The following is a 26,451-nucleotide window of genomic DNA, read 5'->3' as shown; positions in this document are numbered from 1 at the left end:
AGACATCAATTAAATGAACAATGTGCGATGCGAAATTCCTCCCAAGCGCATCGCTGGACAGCGCCTTCAGCGGCAGCGTCCGATCTAACCTGTCTCTGTTGAATGTCAGCGACAGGTTTTCTTTTCATGAGAAGCACCCCACCCACCACCTTGTGAGTGGTCAACGCTGCCGTCTTCTTGCCCGCGATCTCTAGCCTCTACTTTCCCGGCCGGCCAACGCAACAAGGGAAGGAGTGCTCGAACCACCCGTCAGGTCGGGACGACCGGCGGGCGGTGAGGCAAGAACCGCTCCAAGCAAATATTGTTCTCAGCGGAAAATCTGGCGGTGCCCAGCCGGAATTGCCGGGAACACTGCCCTTGGACTGCCGCTAGGACCCAGAAAGCGGCAAGGCGTTGTCCGATCCACAGCCGGAATAAGGATGGACAGCATGATCTTCGTCAACCTGCCCGTCACCGATCTTCCTAAACTCCAAGTGCCCGAAGCGTTCGCCAATGCAGGCACGTGACCGCATGCCTGTTCGGCGAGCAGTCACGCACCGAACGAGTCCCCGGTCGTGCCTGCGAGCGTCCACTGACGCCGCGGATTATTGCCGGTGGATTCTGAGCTCCGGACGATCCGAGGGCGCCAAGACATCGCTGGAGAATGGCTGCAGGACCATCATTGCCTCGGTTTTCGAGCGGGCGTTCCGGAGCCCTTGCAGAACCTGGTTCGATCTGAACAGACGGCAATATTTGGCAAGTGCCGGCAAAAAGCCGTCCTGATGGTCCTGCGGCCACAGCACTGCCAGAAGAATGTCCACCGGTTCGTCGTCAGGTGCCCCGAACTCTATACCTTGTCGAAGCGTCATAAGCACCTTTGCGGGTGAGCGAAGCTTCGGCACGAGTCCGTGGGCAGAGCAAATCCTCCACCAAAACCGGTCGATCCCAGAGCCTCACGCGCCAAAAGATGATCCAGTATGCTGCGTGTCTCGACACCGGTACACCCCGATAGATCTACAGCGATCGCTTGAAGGTCGGATCGTCCGTCTTGGCAGGGTGCCTTGATTATCAATTCGCGTTGCCAGTGAAACTCACATACCCGCATCGCTACTCCTGACTGGATTGCGGTGGCAAATCGATGCGCGATTGCGTTTGCTCGGCTCGCGCTTCGAAAAGTGCCCATCGAACTCCGGTCATCCACTGGACAGCAAGCCCACGTAGCGATTTGGGGGTTGCTGGGCGAGAATCAAGGTCGGAACGCCGACGGCTGCAACCGCCAGCTACAAGCGCCATTGCCGCGAGTGGCTTAGTCCTTCCCTCACATGCGGACGCTTGGGGGGGACCGGCAAAGCCGCCGTGTCACACTTTTACTCCCTCGCCTTCGAAGCGCTGACGAGCCTGTCTGTATGCTCTCTATGTGCGCGGTAGGTCAGGGCTCTTGAGTTACCGACGGCGGGTAAAACGACGAAGGTAGCCGATCGCGAAGGCAACACCAGCGACGAGCATAACGGTACCAAATGCGCTGCGTTGCCCTGGAAACCGGCGTTCTGCCGTGTGCCGAATGTCCGGTGTATCGACGACCTCGGTACGCGGGCGATCGAAACCAGACGCCACCTGTTCATGCCAACGACCGGCGGAATCTTGGAATTCGATGTTCTCCGTCGAACCGGGAACCTCATGCTGATGCGCCGCAATCTCCGCTGCGGCAAGTGCGTCGGCATGGGTTGGAAAGGTTTCAGAGAAGACGTCGACAACTCTGTACGCCCAACCCCCGTCATGCTCTACTATCTCATACTGCACCTTTGCCATGGCGCCGCTCCTGTTAGATGGAGCAAGAACATCCGATATTGATCTTAGTTCCGCGCGGTCTGAAGACCGTGCGAGCGGCAGAACTGCTCCTGAGCATCAGCAAGTGTTAGAAGTGTATCGGCGACGGAACGCGAGGGAGCAAAAACCGTAGAAACGCCGAGCGGACTGTAATTACGCCGCCCGCGAGCACTTTGGCTCTTGCAATTGAGCTGGAACTATCCATATACCATCCATATACCTGGTAATCGGATGGACAATATGAAGGATGATGCCTCCAAGTTGCGCGAAAAGGGCGGTGAATCGGAGAAGATCACCATCAATCTCGGCTATGTCGATCTCGGTCGCATCGACCTTCTCGTGCAGGAAGGATTCTATTCCAATCGCACCGACTTCATCCGCACAGCGATCCGCAACCAGCTCACGGCCGAGGCCGAGGCCGTCAAGCAGTCGATCGTCCGGCACACGCTGGAGCTGGGTTTGCGCGACTACAGCAGAGCCGATCTGGAATCACTGAAGGCGGCCGGAGAGAGACTTCACATCAAGGTGGTCGGACTTGCCCGCATCGCGCCCGACGTCACACCGGAACTTGCTCTGGCAACAATTGAGTCCATCACCGTGCTCGGCGCACTCCAAGCCAGTGCCGAGCTGAAATCGGCGTTGGCCGAACGTATCCGATAGAACTGCTGCCCGACCAACAAGGACAAGTCGATGAATGAAGATTTTGCCACGGCCATGCGTCGTGCCGTACGGTCCACGCGCGCCCTGAACCTCGCCGAGGCGACACGCGTGATCCAGGATGCACTGGCTGGCCGGCCGGCCTCCTATACTCGGACCTCGACACATCCGGAGATCACACCACCGCCGCCAATTCAGCGTTCCACCCCATTTCCGGTCGATCCGGATGCGGAGATCATCGAACCGTCGGCAAAGCCTGAGGCCGAAGAGCCCGCCCAAGAGGTTGCCCATCGCACCGCGTCGCGAAGGTTGCGGAAACCCTTGGGAGAAACAGTACGGATCTTGCGCGAGAATCGGTTGGCACCCGGCGTTTTGGGATCGCTACACGGCGCTGGCCTGCCGGGCACCGCCAAACATGCCCGCCAGCCCATCATGCCGGAGGGGGCACAGTTCCTGGCGCGAGCCTTCACCTGCCCTGCGGGCTCTCGAAGCTACAGGCTCTACGTTCCCGCATCCGCAACCGAGCGGCCCCGCGGCCTTGTCGTCATGCTTCATGGCTGCAAGCAGGACCCCGAAGACTTTGCTGCAGGAACCGGCATGAACGCGGTCGCCGAGACGCACGGTCTGGTGATTGCCTATCCCCGTCAAAGCGGCGCTAACAATGCGTCGTCCTGCTGGAATTGGTTCAGGCCCGCCGACCAGATGCGCGACGGGGGAGAACCCTCGATCATCGCCGGGATCACCAAGGAGATCATGTCGGAATTCGGCCTCGATCGCAGCCGAGTCTTCGTGGCAGGCCTATCAGCAGGGGGCGCAATGGCGGCGGTCATGGGCGAGACCTATCCCGATCTCTATTCCGCCGTGGGGATCCATTCCGGCCTGCCTTACGGATCGGCCAACGACGTTATGTCAGCTTTCTCCGCGATGCGTGGCGATGGCGGTCCTGCATCCAGTCCGAAGCGGCTCGCCAATGGGCACCGGCTCCGGACGATCGTCTTCCAAGGACGTGCGGATCGGACGGTGCATCCCTCCAACGCCGATCGGATCGTCGCGGCGGCAACGCCAACTGGCGCGGGATGCGCCGTCCGTCAGGAACCCGGCCGCTGCGCCAGCGGGCGGAGCTATACAAGAACCATTGTAACGGACCCCGCGGCAGGGCCGGCGGTCGAATACTGGCTGGTGGACGGTGCCGGCCATGCCTGGTCCGGCGGCCATCCCTCTGGAACGTATACGGACCCGCATGGTCCGGATGCGTCTTCTCAAATGGTTCGGTTCTTCCTCGAGGGGCAGGATTGACGGCAACAAGGCGATCATCGCCGCCGACAACGACATCATCGGCACGGCGGTGGCGACCGTCAGTTCAAAACTCTGGTTGCCGCCGTTGATGCCGCGCTTGTAGACGACATTGAAAGGAGACTGCCCGTTCCCGGTGTTCGCCCCGACCGACGAGGCCTTCTCGCTGCCGCAGGGCATCGCCCGGTCTGCTGCATGGCAATCCGCCCTCCTTTAGTGGCGCCTCAAGGGAGCGGCCGTATCGGCCGCTTCAACCCCGCGTACCGATGGGTAGCTTGGCCCCTCGGGCAAACGCTCGCAGGGGCTTTCCTTTGCTCACAAGAGAAACCTGTTCCGGCAGGGCACAGAACAGGTTCGCACTAACCGCAGCTTCAATGCTTTAAGTCTTGTCGACAGCGTCCTTAGCTGCGTCCTTTAGCTTTCCCTTGGCTTGCTGGGCACCGCCCTTTGCCTTTTGCGCCGCGCCCTTGGCGCGGAGCGAGTTGTTGTCGGTTGCATCGCCTGCGGCCTGCTTGGCCTTACCAGCGAGCTCATTGGCCTTGCCGGCCACTTTGTCCTTTGCACTGCCCATGCGGGGTCTCCCGGTTTGGAGGACGCGACTTGCGCCCCCAAAGGCGCTCGAACGAGCGGCTCGGCGCTTTGTTCCCATTTTGATCTGGATCAGGCGGCACACATCAGCACCAAGCTTCGGTCCTCCAGCCGTAAGCTTTGGCTTCACCGATATCCCCGCCCTGCACCTGGAATCCGAAATGGTCAGCTCCACGATCAACTTGCGCCTGCGGGCTCGGGAAGCTTAAATCCAACCGGCCCATCATCGGATTGAAGAGGATCAGGACTTCTTTCCGCGTGGTGGCACCGAGGGCGCTGGCGGTTGCCGCGGCTATTGTGAGGCTTGGTACTACCGCATGCGACTCGCTCGCGATGCCGTTCCACTCGACACTGCCCGTGAAAACCTCGAACCGGCGCACCGGCTCTTCATCACTGGATGTAAGCGTAAGCTGTGAAATCGACATCTGTCCAAGCCCTCGTTCGGGTTCAACATCGTCAATCACGCACTCATGCGGGAGGTGCGGTCAAAACATCGCTTACCCTCAAGGGCATGTTCCCGTCGATACATTATGCGATTTTCAACGCACAAAGCATGAACCTCAGCCGGAGCGCCTGCCATGCGTCGACAGCGGCTATCAGCCTAATGTTCCTGCAAATCGTTCCGGCACCGCTCGCGCTGGAAAACCTCTGATACGAAATCGATGAACACCCTTGTCTTGCTGGGTAGCAGAGTCCGGCTAGCGTAGTAGATCGAAATCGGGCCGGCGTCGGCATGCGATCTTAGAAGCACCGGATCGAGCTAGCCGCGACGCCGCACGGCTAGCTCCGCCGCAGGGATCTGACCGTCTGCAGGAACGCGACCAGCGCCCGGCGGGCGCTGCGCGGCTTCCACACCATCGCGAGATCCCAGGTAAGGTCGTCCGGCATTCCCTCCAGCGGCACCATAGCCACGCCGTCCACCCGCATCGAGCGCGCCCCTTCCGGCACGAGGGCCACTCCCATCTCGGCGGCGACAAGGCTCAAGATCGTATGCATCTGGCGGGCCTCCTGGCGCACGCGCGGCACGAAGCCGGCCTGCCGGCAGGCCCTCATTAACTGACCGTGGAGCGATGGTCCCTGCACATGCGGAAAAAGTACGAAGGACTCGTTTGAGAGTTCAGCCAAGCTGACCGGATTCCTCTTCGCCAAAGGGCTCATACGCGGCACTGCGAGGCAAAAGCGGTCGCGATCGATCACTTCGACCTCAAGCCCTGATGCCGTCTTCAGGGGCGGCGTAACGAACCCCACGTCGATCGAGCCCTCCAGCAATCCCTGGAGCTGTGCGTCGGTTGACCGTTCATCCAAGCGGATCTCAACCATCGGGAAGCGTTCGCGGTGGGCGCGCAGCGCCGCAGGCAAAACGCGGTAGAGCGCCGCGCTCGTGAAGGTCACCGTGATTTCGGCCAGATCTTCCGATGCGGCTCGTCGCGCCATTCCTACGCTTTCGTCGGCCTGCTGTAGCGTGCGACGCGCCTCCGTCAGGAACACTTGACCTGCAGGGGTCAGTTCGACCCGCCGTTGCGTCCGGACGAAGAGCGGAAAGCCGAGTGCGGCTTCAAGGCGTTTGATCGACTGCGAGAGCGGCGGTTGGGCCATGTGAAGACGGACGGCGGCCCTGCCGAAGTGAAGCTCCTCGGCAGGCGAGGACAGGGCGGTCGCAAGTTGCACTCCTGGGCTGGGCCACCGGCGGTCATTGGGCCGGCATGTACTCCAGCCAGAACCCGGACGAGGTAAGCCATCTCGTGATCTACAACAGCCTCTACGGTGCGCACTCCGGTCACAAGACCCTGGGGCCGGGCTCTGACATGGCCGATCCCAATAACCCTGACCAGTTCCACGTCGAGCGCTTCGGGGCTTACCGCCTGAACACGGCCGCCTCCTTGCTGCCATCGTGGGACCGCTCGATTCCGGTCGAGGACAAGGCCACCTGGCGCGATCCGAGGGTGGCGGAGGCCTATCAAACCGCCGCGCTTGCCTCTGATTCGACCTCAGGCAGCCGCAGCCCGCCTTCGTTCTGAGCTCCGTCGGGCGCGATGGCCGATTCTTTCGAACTCGCTTCGGGGCGGCTACACACAGATTCGCTCGCGAAGAACGATAAACAGGGCCACGTCGAAAGTGAGGACTTGACAAAACATCGCTGTAGCATTCACCTGTAAAGCGGTTTACTAAAGCGCTTTACAGGTGGAGAGAACCGTGGCGCGGGAACGAGTGACCAGTCTCAAGGATGTCGCGGCCGCCTCCGGCGTGTCCGTGGCAACGGTTTCGCGGCTCCTCAATGGCTCGCTCGAACTGCCGTTCGAGACGAGGAAGCGCATCGATGACGCTATCCGCGAGCTCAACTATCAACCCAACCCGCATGCGCGCCGTCTAAGTCGCGGTCGTTCCGATACGATCGGTCTCGTCGTTCCCGATATCGCAAACCCCTTCTTCGCAACGCTGGTTGCTGCCGTAGAGGCAGAGGCGGACAAGCTCGGACTCGCCGTCTCACTTTATGCCACTCTGAACAGGTCTGGGCGCGAGGTCGCCTATCTGCAGCTTATTGAGCGCAACCATGTTGACGGGCTTATCTTCGTCACGAATCATCCCGACGACGGGCAACTTGCGGCGCTCATTAATCGCACTGGCAAGGTCGTGGTGGTCGACGAAGATGTGCCAGATGCCAGGGTTCCTAAACTCTTCTGCGACAATGAGCGCGGCGGCTATCTCGCCGGAAGTCATCTTGCCGAACACGGGCATGAGCGGATCCTGTTCATCGGCGGGCCTGAGGTAATGATCAGCTCCTGCCGGCGACTGCAGGGTCTGGAGCGAGCAATCCGCGAGGCCGGGGCAGGTCCCGCGAGCATCGCGAAGTATCATGGCGAATACACGATCGAATACGGTCGTGAGGCGGGGAGGCAGTTCCTGGCCGAGAACAGGCCGGCGACGGCGATCTTCGCAAGCTCTGACGAAATCGCCATCGGCCTGATCGAGGTGTTGCGCGCTGAAGGTGTGTCGATCCCCGGGGACGTCTCGCTCGTCGGCTTCGACGATGTCGGGCCGCTTCACCTTTTCGGACCGCCCATTACGGCGATCCGTCAGCCAGTTAGAACGCTTGGCGAGCGCGCCGTGGCTTTGCTTCTTGAAACCAATTGGCAGGAGAACCCGCGCTCGTCGGAAGAAATCCTCCTGCCGGTCGAAATCGTTGTGCGGAAATCCGTTGCGCCGCCGACGAGACAATAATCGCAGCGTAAAACCAACAGAGGATGAGAACATGACCTGGACCTTGAAACGCAGAAGCTTCGTTGCCGCGCTCGGCTTCAGCGCCCTGACTTCACTCGGAGGTCTTTATCCGGCTGCAGCCCAGGAAAAGACCTTCGCCCTCGTGCAGATCAACCAGCAGGCGCTCTTCTTCAACCAGATGAACGAAGGCGCGCAGAAAGCCGCGGATACCGCAGGGGCAAAACTGGTTATCTTTAACGCCAATAACGATCCGGCCGCTCAAAACAGCGCGATCGAGACCTATATTCAGCAGAAAGTCGACGGGCTCGCTGTCGTCGCCATTGACGTGAACGGCATCATGCCGGCCGTCAATCAGGCGGCCGAGCCCGGTATCCCGGTGGTCGCAATTGACGCGATTCTCCCGGAAGGGCCGCAAAAGGCCCAAATCGGCGTCGATAACGAGAAGGCCGGTGCCGACATGGGCAAGTTCTTCCTGGACTATGTCAAAGCCAATGCCGACGGCAAAGCCAAGATCGGCATCGTCGGCGCGCTGAACTCCTTCATTCAGAATATCCGCCAAAAGGGTTTCGAGCAGACGCTTGACGGTGCCGAGGGCATTTCGGTTGCAGGCGTTGTCGACGGTCAGAACGTCCAGGACACCGCTCTCGCCGCGGCTGAAAACCTGATCACCGGCAATCCGGACCTGACCGCCATCTACGCGACCGGCGAACCGGCGCTGATGGGCGCGATCGCCGCCGTCGAAAGCCAGGGCAAACAGGACAGCATCAAGATCTTCGGCTGGGACCTGACGGCACAGGCGATCGCCGGCATTGACGCCGGCTACGTCGTGGCCGTCATCCAACAGGATCCGGCCGCAATGGGCGCGGCGGCGGTCGATGCATTGAAGAAAGTCTCGGAAGGCGGAACCGTTGAAAAGAACATCGCCGTCCCGGTGACAATCGTCACCAAGGACAATGTCGAACCCTATCGCACGGTATTCAAGTGATGGCGGCAGGCACACAGCATATCGCGGCTGTATCCGGTGTCGGGGGGGCTTCGCCCTCCCGCGCTGGCCCTGCGCCGCGGGTATCCCTTAAAGGGATCCGCAAGACCTTCGGCTCGCATCAAGCGCTGCGCGGGGTCGATCTCGACCTCTATCCAGGGGAATGTCTCGGTCTCGTCGGTGACAACGCAGCCGGCAAGTCGACCCTGACGAAGATCATCTCCGGGACCTACATTCCCGACGACGGCACGATTGCAATCGAGGGCAAAGAGGTGCGCTTCTCCGGTCCCGCTGACGCGCGCAGTCTCAATATCGAGATGGTTTTCCAGGACTTGAGCCTCTGCGATCACATCGACGTGGTCGGCAATCTTTTCCTTGGCCGCGAAATCAGTAAGGGCCCGTTCCTCGACACGGCGACGATGCTGGCGGAAGCCCGCAAGATGCTCGATGCGCTCGAGATCCGCATCCCGCGGCTGACCGCCAAGGTGGAAAAGCTCTCGGGCGGCCAGCGCCAGGCGATCGCCATTGCGCGCGCCGCCTCCTTCAGTCCCAAGGTGCTGATCATGGACGAGCCCACCTCGGCGCTCGCGGTCGCCGAAGTCGAGGCCGTGCTCGCGCTGATAAATCGGGTGAAGGCAAGAGGTGTATCGGTGATCCTGATCACCCATCGCCTGCAGGACCTCTTCCGTGTCTGCGATCGCATTGCCGTGATGTATGAGGGCACGAAAGTCGCCGAACGTGACATCGGCAAAACGGATCTCGAAGACCTCGTCAGACTGATCGTCGGGGAGGGAGCGAAGCAATGACGACCTATACCGAACGCGCCAAGGGCTCGCTGGCCGCCGATTTCTTCGCCGAGCACGCGCAGGTCCTTTCAATCGCCTTCTTCTTCTTCGCCTGTGTCGTGTTCTTCACTGCCACGACCGACACGTTCATGACGCTCGGCAATATCCTGAACGTCATCCGTCAGGCAGCACCCATCCTGATTGTCGCGGTCGCCATGACCTTCGTGATCGTCACCGGCGGCATCGACCTTTCGGTCGGCTCGCAAGTTGCGCTCGTCAATGCCGTGGCGGCGATCATTCTCGCCATGGGATATCCCTGGCCGCTCGTCGTTTTTGTTATGCTTGCCTTTGGTGCGCTTCTCGGCTTCGTTCAAGGCTGGTTTACGGCCTATCAGGGCATTCCAGCCTTTATCGTCACGCTTGCAGGGCTTTCGATTCTGCGCGGGTTCGCCCTTTATCTGACCCAGGGCTATTCTATTCCGATCAAGGATGCGCCGGGCTTTTTCGCGCTTGGACGCGGTGAATGGCTTGGCATTCCGGTGCCGGCGCTGATCGCGATTGCGGTGGCCGTCATCGGTTACGTGGTGATCCGCTCGACCAAATACGGCCGCCAAGTGGTGGCCGTCGGCTCTAACATGGAGGCGGCACGGCGGGTCGGCATGCCTGCGAACTGGATCACCGCTTCGGTCTACCTGGTCTCCGGCGTCGCCTGCGCGCTAGCTGGCCTGTTGATCGCGGCCCGCCTCGGGTCAGGTTCTTCGAATGCCGCAGTCGGCTTCGAGCTTCAGGTGATCGCGGCGGTCGTGCTCGGCGGCACCTCGCTCATGGGTGGCCGTGGCACCATTCTCGGCACCATCCTCGGCACGCTGACGATTGCCGTCATCGGCAATGGTCTGATCCTCATGCATATTTCGCCGTTCTTCACGCAGATCGTCACCGGCGCCATCATCCTGATTGCGATTTGGCTCAACACACGCATCTTCACCACCAGCTTCCGCTTCGGCGCGGCCAGAAAGAAGTGAACGCCATGGGCCGCGAACTGTCAGAAGGGCATGTCCGCTCCGGTCAGGTCATGACCGTGACCGGGCTCATTGCCGCCGAGGCGCTTGGCGTTACGCTGATGCATGAGCATGTCCTCAATGATTGCCGTTGCTGGTGGCATGCGCCGAAGACCAAGGAGCGGCAGTATCTGGCCGAAGGGCTCGTCTGCATGGAGATCCTTGGCGAGCTGAGGCAGGACCCGTTCGTCAACAAGCACAATATCGCGCTGGACGACGAACCGCTGGCGATTACCGAACTCAAGGCATTCGCTGCCGCCGGCGGCCAGACCGTGGTCGAGCCGACCTGCCGGGGCATCGGCCGCAATCCGTTGGCGCTCCGGCGGATCGCCCAGGCGACCGGGCTGAATATCGTGATGGGGGCCGGCTATTACCTCGCCTCCTCGCATCCGGCGGACGTTGCCGAAATGAGTCCCGACGAAATCGCTGACGAGATCGTCCACGAGGCCGTCGATGGTGCGGAGGGCACCGACGTCAGGATCGGCCTCATCGGCGAGATTGGCGTCTCGGCCGATTTCACCTCATCCGAGGAGAAATCACTGCGTGGTGCTGCGCGGGCGCAGGTGAGAACCGGCCTGCCGCTGATGGTGCATCTGCCGGGCTGGTTTCGACTCGGGCATCGCGTGCTCGATATCATCGCCGAGGAAGGCGCCGACCTGCGCCACACGGTGCTCTGCCACATGAACCCGTCGCACGACGATTTCATCTATCAGAGTGAGCTCGCCTCCCGTGGTGCTTTCATCGAGTACGACATGATCGGCATGGATTTCTTCTACTCCGACCAGCAGGTCCAGTGCCCGAGCGACGAGGAGGCGGCGCGCGCCATCGTCAGGCTGGTGGAGGCCGGTTATCTCGACCGAATCCTGCTGTCGCACGACGTCTTCCTCAAGATGATGCTGACGCATTATGGCGGCAACGGCTACGCCCATGTGCTGCGCCATTTTCTGCCGCGCCTGAAGCGCCATGGGCTCGAGGAGCCAGTTCTCGATCGGATGATACGGGGAAATCCCCGCTCGGTATTCCAGGCCGGAGTTTGGGCATCGCCCCGCCAAAACGCAATTCAAGAGAGACGATAGACGATGACAAAGAAAGTACTCCTCGTCGGCGAAAGCTGGGTCAGCTCCGCCACGCACTACAAGGGCTTTGACCAGTTCGGCAGCGTCACCTTCCACCTCGGCGCCGAGCCGCTAGTCAAGGCGCTTGCCGGCAGCGCATTCGAGCTGACCTACATGACCGCGCACGAGGCCGTGGACAAGTTCCCATACGAGATGGCGGACCTCGACGCCTTCGACGCAATAATTCTTTCCGATATCGGCGCCAACTCGCTCCTTCTACCGCCGGAGGTGTGGCTGCATTCTCGCACCGTGCCCAACCGCTTGAAGCTCATCAAAGCCTGGGTGGAAAAGGGCGGCGCGCTATTGATGGTAGGCGGCTACTTCTCCTTCCAGGGCATCGACGGAAAGGCCCGCTGGCGGCGGACACCCGTTGAAGACGCACTGCCCGTTACCTGCCTGCCCTATGATGATCGCGTCGAGATCCCGGAGGGCGCAGTCGCCGACATAATCAAGCCGGAGCACCCGGTAATGGCCGGACTTACGGGCAATTGGCCGTTGCTCCTCGGCGTTAATGAGGTGGGGGTTCGCGACGGCGCTGAAGTGATTGCCCGCCTTCCGGAAGACCAAGGCGGCCATCCCTTGCTCGTTCTCGGCAGCTACGGCAAGGGCCGCACCGCTGCCTGGACCTCGGATATCGGTCCGCACTGGCTGTCACCGGCCTTCTGCGAATGGGAAGGCTACGGCCGTCTGTGGAAGAATATTCTTGGCTGGATGACGGAGGGCGGGCGCTGAACCTGAGAGCCCGCGAGGGCGCACTGCTCAACCGACGGCGAAGATTGCCGCAAGCTGGCTTCTCGTCGGAAAGGCCGAGCGCGTGCCCGGGCGGCTGACGGTGATGGCGGCGGCCCGGGCCGCGTGTTCGATCGCTGTTCGATCAAGCCGGCTGCCGCGAAGTGCAGCGGAGGCAAGGGCGACTGCCATGAACGTGTCGCCCGCGCCGGTGGTGTCGACGACGGTGCATGGGACGGAGGGAACACGGATCATGGCGTCCCCGCTCGCGAGCATGGCGCCGTTGCCGCCGAAGGTAAGTACGACTTCGCGAACGCCGGTCGCAAGCAGCCTGCGGCAGGCCTCTTCGCCGCTTGTGCCGGTAAGCGCCAGGGCCTCACCTTCGTTGAGAAAGGCAATGTCGATGAACGGCCAAAGGCCGCAGAAGAAGGAGCGGAGAGGAGATGGATTGAAGACGGTGATCATGCCGCGGGAGCTGGCCGCTTCGAGAACACCGCGGGTCGTTTCATCTGTGAGATTGCCCTGCAGCACCGCAAGGTCGCCAGGGCCGGCGTCGGCGAGGCCGGCAACCGCCTCTGCCAGCGGCAGGTTCTGGGCGGCATCCGTCGTGGTGACGTTCAGATTCTCGCCGTCGGGTGTGGTCAGGACGACCGAGAAATCGGTGGATCTGCCGGGGAGTGCAATGAGGTGGTTGACGACCGGTTCTTCGGCGAGATGTTCGCGGATCGCATCCGCGCGGAACCCTTCGCCGATCGCAGCAACAAGTGTTGTCGGGAGGCCGCAACGCGCCATGATGACGGCCTGGTTCGCCCCCTTCCCCCCGAGGTCGCGGGAGCGTTGACGGCCGAGCACGGAGGCCCCGGCGGCCGGCATTTCAGATACGGCAATGGTTTCGTCGATAGTGACATTGCCGATGACGTAAGCGCGCATGAACAGACCTTTGAGAGGCACGGAAATGCAGGAAATATCCGACAAATCATCAAGCGCCATAAGGGAAATATTTGGAACAGACAAGGTGCTCATCGGCATGATCCATTGCCCCGCCTTCCCCGGGGCGCCGCGCTACCGCGGCGCGGCAATGTCTGAGATTTATGACACGTGCATGCGCGACGCCGCGGCGTTGATAGAAGGCGGCATGCATGGGCTGATCGTCGAAAACCATGGCGACATACCGTTCTCCAAACCGGAGGATATCGGCCATGAGACCGCAGCCTTCATGTCCGTGGTCACGGATCGTATCGCCAGCGCCGTCGGCGTGCCGCTCGGCATCAACGTGCTCGCCAATGCCCCGATTCCGGCCTTCGCGATCGCAATGGCGGGCGGCGCCAAATTCATCCGGGTCAATCAGTGGGCGAACGCCTATGTCGCCAATGAAGGCTTCATGGAAGGACGCGCGCCCGAGGCGATGCGTTATCGGTCGCTGCTGCGCGCCGAGCACATCAAGGTTTTTGCCGACAGCCACGTGAAGCACGGCAGCCACGCGATCGTCGCCGACCGCTCGATCGAAGAGCTGACCCGCGATCTCGCCTTCTTCAACGCCGATGTGGTGATCGCTACCGGACAGCGCACCGGCAATGCTGCCTCGATTGGAGAGATCGAGGAAATCGGTTCGGCGACCCACTTGCCGCTTCTCGTCGGCTCGGGCGTGACGAAGGACAATGTCGTCGAAATCCTGAGGCGCACCAACGGTGTAATCGTCGCCTCCTCGCTGAAACATTGCGGGGTGTGGTGGAAGCCTGTCGATATCGATCGCGTGCGGGCCTTGCGGGCCGCGGCAGCCCCAGTCCTGGAGACGTGAGGCGGTGTCGTCGAGGACTCTTTCCGAGCAGATGCTCGACGAAAACGCGGCCGTATTCCGGGCCATGGTGAACCACCGCTTCGTGGAGGATATCAAGACCAATCGACTGAGCGGCGAGGTCTTCGATCGCTATCTCGTCTTCGAAGGCGCATTCGTTGACACCGCCATTGCGATCTTCGCCTATGGCGGGGCGAAGGCCGAGACGATCGAGCAGAAACGCTGGCTCATTGCCGTGCTCGATGCGCTCGCCAACCGGCAGATCGCCTATTTCGAGAAGACCTTTGCCGAGCGCGGCATCGACCCGGCGGGCTATGATCTTAACCATCCTGCGGTCGAAGCATTCCGAAACGGCATGCTGGAAATCGCGCGCGAGGGCGCATTCCTCGACATCATCGCAGCCATGTTCGCGGCCGAATGGATGTACTGTACCTGGTCGAAAGCGGCGGCAGGCAGCGTGACCGGCAACCCGCTGCTCAAGGAATGGGTCGCCATGCATGCGGATGATGAATTCGCCGCTCAGGCCAGCTGGCTGAAAGACGAACTCGACAAGGCGGGTGCCACATTGAGTGCCGGGCAGCGTGCGCGGCTCAGCGGCATCTTCGGCCGCGTGCAGCGGCTCGAGATCGCCTTCCACGACGCGCCCTATGAAGCAAGACCGGGGGATTCCGCATGACATTGGAGGTCACGACGAACGCTCAGCGTCTCCTGCAGCGGCTTGACGACTTCGCCCGGATCGGCGGGACGCCCGCTGGCGGCGTCAACCGTCAGGCTCTGTCGGAGGAAGACAGGCAGTCGCGTCGCCTGCTTGCCGAACTCGCACGCGCCCGCGGCTTTCGCGTATTTCAGGATCCGATGGCAAACCTCTTCATCCGTCGCGAGGGCCGCCTCGCCGACCGGCCGCCCTTCGTCATCGGCAGCCATCTCGACAGCCAGCCGACGGGCGGCCGCTTCGACGGGGCGCTCGGCACTTTGAGCGCCTTCGAGGTCATCGAGAGCTTGGAGGATGCGGGCATTGAGACCGATCTCCCCCTCGAGGTCGTGGCATGGACCAATGAGGAAGGCAGCCGGTTCGCTCCCGGTACAATGGGCTCCATGGCCTTCGCGGCAGGCGCGATACCCGGGGCTTGGTCGCATCTTCGCGGCAGGGACGGAGCACTCTTCGCCGCCGAGCTCAAGGCCACGCTCGACGCACTGCCGGAGGCCAAGATGCGGCCGCTCGGTTTCCGGATGTCGGGCTATCTCGAGCTGCATATCGAACAGGGACCTTCGCTAGAACGGGAAGGCATACCGATCGGCATCGTTCATGGCGTCCAGGGGACACGGTGGCTCGAGATCACGATCACCGGCCAGGCGGCGCATGCCGGGACGACGGCACTCGGCTTTCGCCACGACCCGATGGCGGCTGCCGTCGCAGCGCTCGACATTCTGTTCAAGAGCATCATGCCGGGGGACGAACGGGCTCGCTTCACCGTCGGCCGCTTTGCGGTGGAGCCCGGATCGGTAAACGCGATCCCTGGCTCAGTCGTATTCACGGTCGACCTACGGCACCCGGAACCTTCGGTAATCGATGCGCTTGAAGCGAAAATCCGCAGCACCTGCCCAACCGCCGCTGGGGCTCACGGTTGCGACGCCGCGTTCCGCCGGTTCTTCGAGATGCCGCCAGCCACGTTCTCGCAAGACCTCCTCGACTGCCTCGGCCGGGCTGCGGCGACGCTGCGGCTTCCCGCCAAGCGCATGATTTCCGGAGCTTTTCACGACGCCCTGTTCGTCAATCGCGTGGCTCCGGCCGCAATGATCTTTGTGCCTTGTCGCGACGGCCTCAGCCACAACGAGGCGGAATATGTCGAGCCAGCCGACGCGGCCACCGGCGCGCAAATGTTGCTTGCCTCGACTTTGGAGGCAATGCGTGAGATCGCATCGGCGGAAAGCCGTTGACGAGCGTTGATGCGACTTCTGCTGTTTCCGTGGCTCGCGGCGCCGGCAGTTCCATTCGATACATTATACGGTCTTTTTAGCCCAGAACGTGAACGTCCTCGCAACAAGCCGAGCACAGGGCTCGTGAAGAACGGCTCCCTTCAACCCAGAGCTGCCGCTCGCCGACCGACCGGAATTTCCGGTGCTGGGCCCTGAGCGGACCTCGACGGAGCGCAGGTGTTCTAGGCGAACGCGGACATCACTATCGCTCGCTCGCGATATGAACCGACCAGTCCTCCTTCACGTTTCCGGGCCGTCCGGGTTTCTTGGGGCGTGCAGCCCGTGAAAGCCTTATAGACCTTGGTGAAGTGGGATTGGCTGACGAAACCCGACGCCATCGCGACATCAATGACGGGAAGCGTGGAATTCTCAAGGAGGGCCTGCGCGCGCTCGATCCGAAGTTGACGATAAAAGCTGCGTGGCGTCGTGCCAAGATGCTGCTGGAACAACCGCTGGAGACGGCGGCGCGACATGCCAGAGGACGCGGCAAGGGCCTCCATCGTCAGGGGGGCGGAAACTGTTCGCTCCATGAGTTTGACGACCGCAAGTAACGGGGAGGACATTCTTTCGAGGCGCATATGCAGCGCCATCGCTTGGCGGTCCGTTCGGCTTCGCGGCCTTCCTTGCAGCGCGATCTCATTGATCGAGTCTATGAGCTCCTGGCCGAAGTCCTGCTTGATGATTTCCAACACCAGATCAAACGCTGCCGCCTCGCCGGCACAAGTGTGGATGAGACCGTCGATTTCGTAGTAGGCCCTTGAAAAGACGACTTGCGGGAAGTTCTCGATGCTCGGCGCGAACACACTCCAGTGAACCGCACAACGACGCCCGTCGAGGAGGCCATGCTCCGCAAGAACCAATGCCCCGCGACCAACGCCCGCGACGGAAACGCCCCGCGACACGGCCTCCCTAACCCATGAAATCAACCGAGCCGGAAACACCTCGTGTTTGTCCCCGGGCAGCAATGCCAAAAAGCGGGCGTGATCAATCGCCTTGGTATTCCTTGCGCAATCGAGGTCGCATTCGGCGGACAGGCTGACGCCGCAGCTCGATCGAACTGGTCGACCGTCGTGGCTGACTATATTCCAGGAATAGGCTTGGTATCCCAAAACATCGTTCGCAATCCTTAGGGGAGTGGTCAACGAAGTGAAGGCCATCAGAGAGAAGCCATCCGTAAGGAATATGCTGAAACGCCGCCGCACCATCGAGAGCATTTGCGAGACCTCCAGTTCAGTAGAAATAGGCAATTTGGGAAGCCAAGGCCTCAGCGGAAGCGTCCCGATCGAAGCAATTTTCACTGTTCACTTGATGTACCAGCCCCACCGTTCCTCGCTGACGAAGCGAGTGATCTGCTTGGTTTCGAGATAGTTATCGAGACCCCAGCGGCCGAGCTCTCTGCCGATGCCGGACTGTTTGTAGCCGCCCCATGGCGCTTCTGTGAACGTCGGCTGCGAGCAGTTGATCCAGACGATGCCGGCGCGCAGCGCCGCGGCAACCCGGTCAGCGCGTGCGTCGTCCGTCGACATCACGGCCGCCGCGAGACCGAACTTGCTGTCGTTTGCCAATGCGATTGCCTCGTTTTCGGTCGCGAACGGCCGCACGCAGACAACCGGGCCGAATATCTCTTCCTTCCAGGCGTCGCTTTCCAGCGGGACGTCGACCAACACCGTCGGCTCGACATAGAAGCCCTTGTTGAATCCCGCGGGCCTGCCGCCGCCGACAGCAATTTTAGCGCCGTCGGAGCGAGCCTTGTCGATGGCGGCGAGGACCTGATCCATCTGTCGTCGAGACACCAAAGGTCCGAGCAGCACACCTGGCTCTTGGCCGTCGCCAATCTTGATCTTCTTCGTCTCCTCGACAAGGCGCTCGAGGAACGTTTCATAGATACCTTCCTGGACGAACACGCGCGACGTTGCCGAGCAGACTTCACCCTGGTTCCAGAATATGCCGAACATGACCCACTCGACGGCCGCGTCGAGATCGGAGTCCTCGAAGACGAGGAACGGCGACTTGCCGCCAAGCTCGAGGCTCACGCGTTTGATGTCGCGGGCGGCGGCCTGCATGATTTTGGAGCCCACGGGAACGGAACCGGTGAAGGCGAGCTTGTCGACATCGGGGTGATCGGCCAGCGCCTGTCCGGCAACCGATCCGGCTCCGGTTACTATATTGAGCACTCCGGGCGGCAAGTCTGCAGCCCTTGCGATCGCACCGAGCTCCATCGCCGTGATCGACGTCAATTCGGCGGGTTTGAGAACCATGGTGCAGCCTGCCGCAAGCGCCGGCGCAACCTTCCAAGCGGCCATGAGCAACGGATAGTTCCACGGGATGATGGCTCCGGCCACGCCCACGGGTTCCTTGACTGCCTTCGAGGTGAAGCGGGCGTCGGAAACTGCGATCGGTTCTTCCGGATTCCGGTCGAGTTCTTCGGCAAGGTCGGCGTAAAAATCGAAGCAACCTGCCGCGTCGCCGATGTCCCATTCGGCTTCGGGAATTGGCTTGCCGTTGTCGATGGTCTCCATTCGGGCAAGCTCCGTGAGCCTGTTGCGGATACCCGTCGCAATCGCACGCAGGTACCGGGCGCGTTCGGTTCCGGACATTCTGGGCCATGGCCCGTGATCGAAGGCCTTTCGCGCTGCTTTAACTGCGAGGTCAACGTCTTCAGCAGTTCCGGCGGGTCCATGATGCACGACCTCCTCAGTTGCCGGATTTATGATGGGGAAGGTGCCTCCGCTAATCGGCTTGACCCAACGGCCGTCGATAAAGAGTTCGTTTCGCATTGGTATTCCTCGCAGTGGCGCGTCGGAAGCAACAGACGCGGTGTGTTCTCACTTTGGTTGAAGGGCCTTGCCGACAGCCGCACGCTCAATTCCATGCGGGTGCCGGAACGATCGGAAGAAACCAGAGGGCCAGCATTGGCGCATCTCCCGAGCGCATGCCGTGGACTATGCCCGGCGGGTTATGAAAGACGCCACCGATGCCCGGATCGAACCATTCGTTTTCACCCTGCCGGAACGCCCCGTTCGACAGAGCAAGGTAGACCTCTTCCGGGGGATGCGAATGGTCGGGGTAACGGACGTTCGGTCCCATGATTGTCATGCCGATCCATACGTCCTCTCGATCCTCAGCGCCGCCGGGTCCGATGATCATGCCGGTGGCGTGCCCGTCCATGAAATTGTCCGACGCGTTCTTCCCGGGCTGTCTTCGTTTCCAACCGATGTGAGGCAGCAGCGGCCGCATAGCCTGCGCTACATCACGAAGCCCCTCGTCGGTACGTTCGAGCTCATCGAGACGCGGTTCGACGAGCGCACAGACTGGAAACGTCTCCCTTCCAGCGCGGGAAATGGGGCGGCCCGATGTTATCGTTTCGAAGACGTCGCTCAGGGCAGACGCCGTGTGGTCGTCCAGTTTTGTGGACGAAAACACGGCGCGGGCAGCCTCGATGAAGTTGCTGACCAGCGGCGACCGAGCATCCATGTTCTCACCTCCTGCTAGCTAGCGCCGGAATCATCTCTGAAGTCGGTGCTGCGTGTCACTGGCTCCCATGTATCCATCTCCTCGATAACCCGCCTCAATTTGGCCCGAGCGCGGGTTAAAGCGTCGCTTCCCAAGAGCAGATGCAGTGGAGGGTTGTCACTGTCGGTCAGGTCGATGATCGCCTTCGCGGCGAGTTCGGGATCGCCGACTTGATGCCCGTCCGCCGTTTCGAATGCTGCGGCACTTCGGCCGATGGTCTCCGAATAGACGGCATCCGCAGCCGCGCTTCGCAGGACCGAATTCGGGGAGAGGAATTCGGTCCGAAACGCTCCCGGAGCGACGGCCGTAACCTTGATGCCGAACGGCGCGACCTCCAGGGCCAACCCCATCGAAAGACCTTCGAGTGCGGATTTGGCGGCTGCGTAGATTGCCGTCCCGGTCGTGGGCGCGCGCCCTGCGATCGAAGTTATGTTGATGATGTGTCCGGAGCCTTGCTTGCGCAGATGCGGCAACGCCGTTTGGATGATCCGGAGGGGCGCGAAGAAGTCGACGGCGAAAAGCGTCTGGACCTCCTGATCGGTGGCGTTCTCCACCGCACCGAGAAGTCCAAAACCAGCGTTGTTGACGATGACGTCGACCGCGCCAACGAGCTCGAACGCTTTCGTGACACTCGCCTCGGCGGACCCTTGCACGCTCAGGTCGACCGCGAGGACGTGGAGTGTGCCGAACTCGTGGTCGAGCGAAAACGACCCAGAGCGCGCAGTTCCAACGACGGTATCGCCCCGCGCCAACGCCGCCGTGGCCAGCGCCCGGCCGAGGCCGCGCGATATGCCTGTGATAAACCAGTTCGTCATGCCACCTGTCCTCTCGTGATGTCCGTGCGGGGCCGACCTTGTCGAAGCGCTAAGAGATTTCACATCCTCGTGCGTTCGCCCTTTGGGTCGTACATCGGCTTCAACGAGGCATGAGCCGGGAAGCGTTCACCAGCGATCTCGATCTCGTAGTTCGACGCGAGGATGTCTTCGTCACTTTCGCCGCGGCAGGGAACGTACCCCATCCCGACCGCGCCCCCCAGGTAGTGGCCGTAGTTCCCTGAAGTGATGATCGAGACAATCTTGCCGTCCCGCACGAGCGCTTCGTTGTGGAAGAGCAGCGGTTCCGGATCGTGGAGCCTGAACTGGAGCATCCGTCGCTCCAGACCCTCTTCCCGCTTCCGCAGGACGGCGTCGCGGCCGATGAAGTCCACCTTGTCGGTCTTGACCGCGAACCCGAGCCCGGCCTCGAGGACATGGTCCTCGTCCGTGATGTCATGGCCGAAGTGCCTGAAGGCCTTTTCGATCCGGCAGGAGTCGAGCGTATGAAGACCGCAGAGCTTGAGGTCGGACGCCGCTCCCGCCGCTTCGAGCGCTTCGAACACGTGCGCAGTCTGGTCGGAAGAGACATAGAGCTCCCAGCCCAGTTCACCGACATAGGTGACCCTGTGGGCGCGGGCGATACCCATGCCGATTTCGATTTCCTGCGCGGTCCCGAACGGAAATGCCTCATTGGAGAAGTCGTTGGGACTGACCTTGGTGATGACCTCGCGTGCCTTGGGGCCCATCAGGACGAGAACGGATTCCGAAGCGGTGATATCTGTGATGACAACGAATTCACCATCCCGCACCTGCTTGCGCATCCAGGCAAGATCACGCTGCAGGGTCGCGCCCGGAACGACCGCGAAGAATGCCGTCTCCCAGAAGCGGGTGACGGTGAGATCGCTTTCGATCCCGCCCTTCTTGTTGAGCATCTGGGTGTAGACGACCCTGCCAGGCGCGACATTCATCTGGTTCGCGCAGAGCCGATTGAGGAAAGCGCAAGCGTCCGGACCTTCGATCCTGATCTTCCCGAAAGAGGTCATGTCGAACAGGCCGACGCCGCCTTGAGCACTACTGAAAATTCTGGCTCTTGATCTTCAGGTCGTCGATATGAAGATCTGGCACGAACATATCTCTCGGCCGAACCCCTGGAGGCGCTTTTTCGCGGGAATCCGGACTTCCAGGGGTACCGTGAGCGAACTCATCGCCGCGGCCAGTCGACGGCCGGAATGCTTCATCGCGCTCGGCAAGCCCCAACAGGTCGGCAGACAGCAACCCGTTTTCGGCTTGAGAAGGTGAATTATGTTCTGTATTTGTTCTCAAAACGAAACTGAGTCAATGCGCACGTGGCGCGCGGAAGTTGAGTGGGAGTGTCCGTCGGAGAAATCCGTGAACGGATTCAATCTGATGGCAGGAATGGGAATTTTTCGCATGGCGCGACAGGAGCCTGTGAACGATCTGGGGCCGAGACTGAAGGATCATCGTGAGCCGCTCATTGAATTCATCTGTCGCCCATGTCATCGCCACTGCGCGCTTGAGCGCAAGCTGTTGGTGAAAGCATTCGGCGACGGTGTGAGCTTCGCGGTGATCCGCCGGCGCACGGCGATGGGCTGCGACCGCATGCAGACGCCGGAGGGTGACAAATGCAGCGCGCACTTCCCATGTCTGGACGATACAGATGGTCCTGATGGAAGCTAGCGATGACAAACGACGAAGGCAGCGAGCGGCCGCGCAAAATCGTGCATGTGGACATGGATGCCTTTACGCATCGGTCGAGCAGCGCGACAATCCCGAGCTGCGGGGCCTGCCGATTGCCGTCGGCTATCCTGCCGCCCGCGGCGTGGTGGCGGCGGCCAGCTACGAGGCGCGGAAGTTCGGCGTTCACTCGGCAATGCCTTCGGTGACCGCGCAGCGGAAATGCCCCGACCTCATCTTCGTCAGACCGCGCTTTGACGTCTACAAGGCCGTCTCGTTGCAGATCCGCGCGATCTTCGCCGAGTACACACCGCTGATCGAGCCGCTCTCGCTCGACGAGGCCTATCTCGACGTCACCGAAAACCTGAAGGGCATGGAGATCGCCACCGAGATTGCCGCGGAGATCCGGGCGAAGATCAAGCAGGTCACCGGCCTCAATGCCTCGGCCGGGATTTCCTACAACAAGTTCCTCGCCAAGATAGCGAGCGACCTGAACAAGCCCAATGGTCAGGCTGTCATCACGCCGAAAAACGGGCCGGTCTTCGTCGAGGCGCTCCCGGTCAAGAAATTCCACGGCGTAGGCCCCGCGACGGCCGAAAAGATGCACCGGCTTGGGATCGAACTCAAAGAGAAAACGCTCGAGTTTCTGGTCGAACATTTCGGGAAATCGGGGCCATATTTCTACGGGATCGCCCGCGGCATCGACAATCGCCAGGTCAAGCCGGACCGGGTGCGGAAATCCGTCGGCGCGGAAGACACGTTCTCCGAGGATATCCACTCCTTTGACCCGGCGCGCGAAGGTCTTCAGCCGCTGATCGAGAAAGTCTGGCGCTACTGTGAGGCCAATGAGATTGGCGCCAAGACCGTGACGCTCAAGGTCAAATATGCCGACTTTTCCCAGATCACGCGCAGCAAGACGGTTACGGCACCTCTGCAAGCGATCGGCGAACTCGAGGAAGTGGTCGGGCTGCTTCTGACGCCGATCTTTCCGCCGCGCAGGGGAATCCGCCTGCTCGGCGTCACGCTGTCATCATTGGAACGGCAGACCTCTGTAGTGGCGCCGCAGCTGCGGCTGGCGCTTTAGACCGCCATCGATCACGTGGGTTAACTGGCAAACGATCGGCAGCGTCGCTCTTTGCGGAAGCCTCAGCCTCACGGGAGTCGACTCAAGTCAGTCCCCTCCGGCAAATTGGCCGGATTCCACACGACCTCCCACAGATGGCCATCGGGATCGGTAAAGTAGCCCGCATATCCCCCGTAGAATGTCTCTTGGGCGGGCTTCACGATGGCCGCGCCCGCTTCGCGTGCCTGTTCCATGACTTCATCCACCTCGCTTCGTTGCGAGACGTTGTGGCCGATCGAGAACGAAGTGCTGCTCGCGGGCGCTTTCGTCAGACCGCTATCGTGAGCCAAATCGTCCTGATCCCAGATCGCAAGTTTGATACCGTTCGAAAGATCAAAGAACGCCACGGCGCCATGCTCGAATTCGCGGCCCACGATCCCTTGGGTACGCAAACCCAGTCCGTCACGATAGAAAGCGAGAGACCGCTCAAGATCTGCGACGCCAAGCGTCAGTACAGAAATCCGGGGCTTCATGAGCAATCCTCCCGTTAAATCGTGGCTTGGCACATCCAGTTTCCCGCTGTCTTTGCGTCGAAGCCGCATTGTCGCAGAAGCGCAGACCGTGAGCGGACGTACTATCACTAAGAGGTGTTTTTTCTTGGGCCTCGACTCCGCCGCCTCCAACAACGTGTCCACTCTTCGCCGGCGCGGGTTGCGGTAGAGTGATGCGCCCGCGCATCCCACCCGGAGCGAAAGTGGCGAGTATCGCACTTTCGAAATGGAAGCGGAGTGAGGCGCCCGCGACCTCTCCCCGAAAGAAATCCGCGATGCGCTTGTCGATGCCGCTGATGTGATCCGGATATCGAAGATTATGCTTGATCGGACGAAGCGAGAAGCGTTTACCTTGCCGATGTTTTTTGAAGAGGCTCGCGGGATCAGACCTTCCTCTCTGATCAAACCGCAGATAGCGTCTCTGGGTAGCTGCATCTCTTGGCTACGTCCCCGCCTCCAACGAAGGCAATAGGATGCGGGATTTGCCCCGCCATCGTGGCGGGGCTTTTTGCTGGCCTTCCTACTCAGACCCATCCTCGCCGAGGTCGACATGCCGACCAATTGAGCGAAGGTAAGCGACGATTTCCAACTTGAGGAAATCACGATCGCCGTAAGTATCCTCGATTTTCTTCAGCCTGCGCTTTGTTTTCTCATAGTCACCCGGCGACAGGTCTGCGTCTCCAACGATATATTTGTCGTGGCCGACGGCGCAGATGTTGCAGCCGGTTTTGATCACCTCCTCGACGAAGGCAGGGATATCGCTCGCCTTCATCAGCTTTTGCTTGGTACTCTGCGCCATATAGACCACTCCGTTGGGGGCGACCCGCCCCGCCAGCGCTGTCGTTTCGTCGGGCGCTACGCAAGGCCCACCGACTAAACTCGCTTAAGTGCGAAACAGTTGCATCCGTTGGAACGACGGAGTCTCGGGAACGACGATGAGCCGACCGCCAAGACGACATGCGCGATGTGAAGTTCGATCCGAAATCCTTGGAAAGACTGCACAATGAAATATCCGGGATCGCCACCTCATCAAGCCTTGTACCGATCAAACGCCGTCGGCCTTATGACCGGCGGGTCGGCCTCTTCCCACCGGTAGATCTCTGACCGCAGGAAAGCGAGTTCCGCTGCGAGCTGCTCCTCATCAATTTCGATCCACCAGGATTTCGGACGGCCGTCGCTGCCATCGGACCAGCGGTATCCCCGAGCCTTCAGATGATCTTTCATGTCGAAGGGGCTGTGCTCGGCGAAGATGCGCACGCGTGAGCGCTGACTTGTCTTGAGAAGCTCCGCAAAAGCGCTCGGCTCCGTCGCCCCATCGGCGCCGGCGAGCACCTCGAGCAGAGCAAAACAGTCGTCGACGGCGCGATGGCCATCGTGGAAGTAGCCACTTTGACCAATCAGGTAGCCGAGCTTCGTGCCCTCGAACCCGCGCGTCGCCCAATCGACTTCTTTGACGGAACAGGCCCATGCCTTGCCGGAAAACATGCTTGAAAACGCCTCGCAGAACGGACGATCGAAGCCGGCATTGTGGGCGATCACCAGGTCGGCCGGGTCGAGCAACGCTCGAAGCGACCCGACATCGATCATCTGCTCGGCAACCATCTCGTCGGTGATTCCGGTGAGGCGGGTGATTTCAAGAGGGATTGGAACAGATGGCTGCTGCAGGCCGCCGTAAACGCCCGTGACGTCGCCGATATGGCCCCCGTCGTCGAAGGTGAACGCAACTGCGCCAATTTCGATGATCTCGTCCGTGCTGTGGTCGAGGCCGGTCGTCTCGGTGTCGACGATCACTCCGATGCGAGGAAATCCCGGCCGCGGTATATCGACGATCTGGCGGCCGACAAGCTTGCGCAAGACGCGATAGCTGCCGCTCTCCTCCAAAAGCCGGACCATGCTCTCGTTATCGAATGGCCTCCGCCGCTGCTTCAAGGGTCCTCGCAGCCTCACAACGACGTCATCGCCTGACTGGCGCGACGAGGAAAACATATCCAGTTGAGACATCGGCCTCCAGTGTCCCCGGGCTCTGCGCACCAGTAGGGTGCGGATCATGCGTCAGGATAGAAACCGAGAGAGACCCTGGCAACGCGAATGAGGTCGGCAGAACCGGACACACAAGCCAAAATGCCCGGAAAATCTGTTGAAAAGACACACCGTGCCTCCGGCACCGCTCGCTGGCTACGGCGCGCTCGAGGGCGCGCTGGCAAGCGGCTTCGCTACCACCCAACTACATCACCTGTGGGGACGCGGCCCAGTCAATTAGACGATGGGTTTGCAAGGTTTGAGTTGACCGTTTTCGATGGCAAGGCGACACTTGCAACCTGCAGCAAGGCAGGAGGAAAAATGATGGCCGAGCCAGACCCCTGGCGCCACATGGCAAGCGCGCCGAAAGACGGCAGTCGGATCCTCGTCACGATCCGCCCGTCCGAACAGGGGGCGGCAGAAGTTGATCTCGCGTATTGGTCGAATGGCGATCAGTTCGGCGCAGAAGGCTGGCGCGCCGCTGATTCCTCGCCCGGCCGCATCATCGAATACGCCGAGCCAGAATTGAAGTGCTGGATGCCGATGCCCTCGGCCAATCTCAATCGCACCTCCATGCCCTCACCCTGGGAAGGCGATGACGACCGAGAGCTCGACGGGTCAGGGATTTAAGAACTCGCGCCGGCGGCAATCTCCGTCGTTCCCTATGATACATTTTGCGATCTTTTTAGCACCAACAGGGAACGTCTGAACGTCTCCCGCCAATCACGAGCGAAATGGACGTTCGTTCGTCCATTTGGTTTCGTCGGCCCGTGTTATGGTTTCCGGACTTT

Annotated in this window: 28 protein-coding genes and 4 pseudogenes; 16 read left to right on the top strand and 16 right to left on the bottom strand. The window is 61.1% G+C overall.

Annotated elements, in window-relative coordinates; all coding sequences use genetic code 11:
* Positions 1-584: 584 nt before the first annotated feature.
* Positions 585-848, bottom strand: coding sequence for a PTS sugar transporter subunit IIA (locus tag USDA257_RS11915; RefSeq protein ID WP_231698933.1), 264 nt, complete (start codon positions 846-848; stop codon positions 585-587).
* Between the two features lie 574 nt (positions 849-1,422).
* A complete protein-coding gene (locus USDA257_RS11910) occupies positions 1,423-1,788 on the bottom strand; it encodes a hypothetical protein (RefSeq protein WP_014763205.1) in 366 nt (121 codons plus the stop codon).
* 258 nt (positions 1,789-2,046) lie between these two features.
* Between USDA257_RS11910 and USDA257_RS11905 the strand changes: the two genes are divergently transcribed.
* Positions 2,047-2,466, top strand: coding sequence for a CopG family transcriptional regulator (locus USDA257_RS11905; RefSeq protein WP_041415166.1), 420 nt, complete (start codon positions 2,047-2,049; stop codon positions 2,464-2,466).
* A gap of 30 nt (positions 2,467-2,496) precedes the next feature.
* Positions 2,497-3,759 (top strand): extracellular catalytic domain type 1 short-chain-length polyhydroxyalkanoate depolymerase, encoded by a 1,263-nt coding sequence (locus USDA257_RS11900; RefSeq protein ID WP_014763203.1) that lies wholly within the window; start codon positions 2,497-2,499, stop codon positions 3,757-3,759.
* 376 nt (positions 3,760-4,135) lie between these two features.
* Here the strand turns inward: USDA257_RS11900 and USDA257_RS11895 are convergent, their stop codons facing one another.
* The 4 genes and pseudogenes from USDA257_RS11895 to USDA257_RS11885 all read right to left on the bottom strand — a co-directional run bounded on the left by USDA257_RS11895 (position 4,136) and on the right by USDA257_RS11885 (position 6,012).
* Positions 4,136-4,327 carry a CsbD family protein gene (locus tag USDA257_RS11895; RefSeq protein ID WP_014763202.1) on the bottom strand — a complete coding sequence of 64 codons (192 nt, stop codon included), beginning with the start codon at positions 4,325-4,327 and terminating at the stop codon, positions 4,136-4,138.
* Positions 4,328-4,430: 103 nt separating this feature from the next.
* A complete protein-coding gene (locus USDA257_RS36590) occupies positions 4,431-4,808 on the bottom strand; it encodes a hypothetical protein (RefSeq protein WP_153297025.1) in 378 nt (125 codons plus the stop codon).
* Between the two features lie 132 nt (positions 4,809-4,940).
* Positions 4,941-5,080: pseudogene (locus tag USDA257_RS36030) on the bottom strand (LysR family transcriptional regulator); the annotation flags it as partial.
* Positions 5,081-5,124: 44 nt separating this feature from the next.
* A complete protein-coding gene (locus tag USDA257_RS11885; RefSeq protein WP_041414126.1) occupies positions 5,125-6,012 on the bottom strand; it encodes a LysR family transcriptional regulator in 888 nt (295 codons plus the stop codon).
* A gap of 74 nt (positions 6,013-6,086) precedes the next feature.
* On the opposite strand from USDA257_RS11885, the gene USDA257_RS36025 reads away from it, so the two are divergent.
* The 7 genes from USDA257_RS36025 to USDA257_RS11850 all read left to right on the top strand — a co-directional run bounded on the left by USDA257_RS36025 (position 6,087) and on the right by USDA257_RS11850 (position 12,235).
* A complete protein-coding gene (locus USDA257_RS36025; RefSeq protein ID WP_174900816.1) occupies positions 6,087-6,362 on the top strand; it encodes a hypothetical protein in 276 nt (91 codons plus the stop codon).
* A gap of 175 nt (positions 6,363-6,537) precedes the next feature.
* Positions 6,538-7,563, top strand: coding sequence for a LacI family DNA-binding transcriptional regulator (locus USDA257_RS11875; protein WP_041414124.1), 1,026 nt, complete (start codon positions 6,538-6,540; stop codon positions 7,561-7,563).
* Between the two features lie 31 nt (positions 7,564-7,594).
* Positions 7,595-8,548, top strand: coding sequence for a substrate-binding domain-containing protein (locus USDA257_RS11870; protein ID WP_014763197.1), 954 nt, complete (start codon positions 7,595-7,597; stop codon positions 8,546-8,548).
* Entirely contained in the window at positions 8,548-9,351 is an 804-nt protein-coding gene (locus tag USDA257_RS11865; protein WP_014763196.1) for an ATP-binding cassette domain-containing protein, read from the top strand. The genes USDA257_RS11870 and USDA257_RS11865 overlap by 1 nt, the downstream gene beginning before the upstream one ends.
* On the top strand, positions 9,348-10,352 hold the full coding sequence (locus tag USDA257_RS11860) for an ABC transporter permease (RefSeq protein ID WP_014763195.1): 1,005 nt from the start codon (positions 9,348-9,350) through the stop codon (positions 10,350-10,352). Before USDA257_RS11865 ends, USDA257_RS11860 begins: the two co-directional genes overlap by 4 nt.
* Positions 10,353-10,357: 5 nt before the next feature.
* Positions 10,358-11,464, top strand: coding sequence for a phosphotriesterase family protein (locus USDA257_RS11855; protein WP_014763194.1), 1,107 nt, complete (start codon positions 10,358-10,360; stop codon positions 11,462-11,464).
* Positions 11,465-11,467: 3 nt separating this feature from the next.
* On the top strand, positions 11,468-12,235 hold the full coding sequence (locus USDA257_RS11850) for a glutamine amidotransferase (protein WP_014763193.1): 768 nt from the start codon (positions 11,468-11,470) through the stop codon (positions 12,233-12,235).
* A gap of 27 nt (positions 12,236-12,262) precedes the next feature.
* Here USDA257_RS11850 and USDA257_RS11845 read toward each other — a convergent pair whose 3' ends face one another.
* Positions 12,263-13,162: a ribokinase gene (locus USDA257_RS11845; protein ID WP_041414123.1), complete on the bottom strand. Its 900-nt coding sequence runs from the start codon at positions 13,160-13,162 to the stop codon at positions 12,263-12,265.
* Positions 13,163-13,187: 25 nt separating this feature from the next.
* Between USDA257_RS11845 and USDA257_RS11840 the strand changes: the two genes are divergently transcribed.
* From USDA257_RS11840 to USDA257_RS11830, 3 genes are read left to right on the top strand one after another with little or no spacing between them, the layout of a single operon-like run.
* A complete protein-coding gene (locus USDA257_RS11840; RefSeq protein ID WP_014763191.1) occupies positions 13,188-14,030 on the top strand; it encodes a BtpA/SgcQ family protein in 843 nt (280 codons plus the stop codon).
* A gap of 31 nt (positions 14,031-14,061) precedes the next feature.
* Positions 14,062-14,703 (top strand): TenA family protein, encoded by a 642-nt coding sequence (locus tag USDA257_RS11835; RefSeq protein WP_041414121.1) that lies wholly within the window; start codon positions 14,062-14,064, stop codon positions 14,701-14,703.
* A complete protein-coding gene (locus USDA257_RS11830; RefSeq protein WP_014763189.1) occupies positions 14,700-15,965 on the top strand; it encodes a Zn-dependent hydrolase in 1,266 nt (421 codons plus the stop codon). Before USDA257_RS11835 ends, USDA257_RS11830 begins: the two co-directional genes overlap by 4 nt.
* A 221-nt stretch (positions 15,966-16,186) precedes the next feature.
* Here USDA257_RS11830 and USDA257_RS11825 read toward each other — a convergent pair whose 3' ends face one another.
* The 6 genes and pseudogenes from USDA257_RS11825 to USDA257_RS37760 form a co-directional block, all read right to left on the bottom strand.
* Complete coding sequence (locus USDA257_RS11825) at positions 16,187-17,218, bottom strand: GlxA family transcriptional regulator (RefSeq protein WP_014763188.1); 1,032 nt, start codon at positions 17,216-17,218, stop codon at positions 16,187-16,189.
* Between the two features lie 87 nt (positions 17,219-17,305).
* Positions 17,306-18,781, bottom strand: coding sequence for an aldehyde dehydrogenase family protein (locus USDA257_RS11820; RefSeq protein ID WP_014763187.1), 1,476 nt, complete (start codon positions 18,779-18,781; stop codon positions 17,306-17,308).
* 85 nt (positions 18,782-18,866) lie between these two features.
* On the bottom strand, positions 18,867-19,478 hold the full coding sequence (locus USDA257_RS11815) for a dimethylsulfonioproprionate lyase family protein (RefSeq protein ID WP_014763186.1): 612 nt from the start codon (positions 19,476-19,478) through the stop codon (positions 18,867-18,869).
* 14 nt (positions 19,479-19,492) lie between these two features.
* Positions 19,493-20,332: an SDR family NAD(P)-dependent oxidoreductase gene (locus USDA257_RS11810; RefSeq protein WP_014763185.1), complete on the bottom strand. Its 840-nt coding sequence runs from the start codon at positions 20,330-20,332 to the stop codon at positions 19,493-19,495.
* A gap of 59 nt (positions 20,333-20,391) precedes the next feature.
* Positions 20,392-21,405, bottom strand: a pseudogene (locus USDA257_RS11805) (aminomethyltransferase family protein); the annotation flags it as partial.
* A pseudogene (locus USDA257_RS37760) lies at positions 21,404-21,604 on the bottom strand (hypothetical protein); the annotation flags it as partial. The pseudogenes USDA257_RS37760 and USDA257_RS11805, both read right to left, overlap by 2 nt.
* A gap of 159 nt (positions 21,605-21,763) precedes the next feature.
* Here USDA257_RS37760 and USDA257_RS11795 point away from each other — a divergent pair.
* Both USDA257_RS11795 and dinB read left to right on the top strand, forming a co-directional pair.
* On the top strand, positions 21,764-22,030 hold the full coding sequence (locus tag USDA257_RS11795) for a hypothetical protein (protein WP_041415159.1): 267 nt from the start codon (positions 21,764-21,766) through the stop codon (positions 22,028-22,030).
* 2 nt (positions 22,031-22,032) lie between these two features.
* Positions 22,033-23,111, top strand: a pseudogene (dinB, locus tag USDA257_RS11790) (DNA polymerase IV).
* Between the two features lie 68 nt (positions 23,112-23,179).
* Here the strand turns inward: dinB and USDA257_RS11785 are convergent.
* The 3 genes from USDA257_RS11785 to USDA257_RS11775 form a co-directional block, all read right to left on the bottom strand.
* Complete coding sequence (locus USDA257_RS11785; RefSeq protein WP_041414119.1) at positions 23,180-23,623, bottom strand: VOC family protein; 444 nt, start codon at positions 23,621-23,623, stop codon at positions 23,180-23,182.
* Positions 23,624-24,161: 538 nt separating this feature from the next.
* On the bottom strand, positions 24,162-24,440 hold the full coding sequence (locus tag USDA257_RS11780) for a hypothetical protein (protein WP_014763180.1): 279 nt from the start codon (positions 24,438-24,440) through the stop codon (positions 24,162-24,164).
* Between the two features lie 230 nt (positions 24,441-24,670).
* Positions 24,671-25,642 (bottom strand): 3'-5' exonuclease, encoded by a 972-nt coding sequence (locus USDA257_RS11775; RefSeq protein WP_014763179.1) that lies wholly within the window; start codon positions 25,640-25,642, stop codon positions 24,671-24,673.
* A 136-nt stretch (positions 25,643-25,778) separates the two neighbouring features.
* On the opposite strand from USDA257_RS11775, the gene USDA257_RS38410 reads away from it, so the two are divergent.
* Both USDA257_RS38410 and USDA257_RS11770 read left to right on the top strand, forming a co-directional pair.
* Positions 25,779-25,901 (top strand): hypothetical protein, encoded by a 123-nt coding sequence (locus tag USDA257_RS38410; RefSeq protein ID WP_269845045.1) that lies wholly within the window; start codon positions 25,779-25,781, stop codon positions 25,899-25,901.
* A gap of 83 nt (positions 25,902-25,984) precedes the next feature.
* Complete coding sequence (locus USDA257_RS11770; protein WP_041414118.1) at positions 25,985-26,290, top strand: hypothetical protein; 306 nt, start codon at positions 25,985-25,987, stop codon at positions 26,288-26,290.
* Positions 26,291-26,451: the final 161 nt, after the last annotated feature.

The organism is Sinorhizobium fredii USDA 257, assembly GCF_000265205.3.
In the GTDB taxonomy this organism is placed as follows: Bacteria; Pseudomonadota; Alphaproteobacteria; order Rhizobiales; family Rhizobiaceae; genus Sinorhizobium; species Sinorhizobium fredii_B.
Note: the sequence above shows the minus strand (reverse complement) of the source record. Positions and strands in the feature narration are given on the sequence as shown.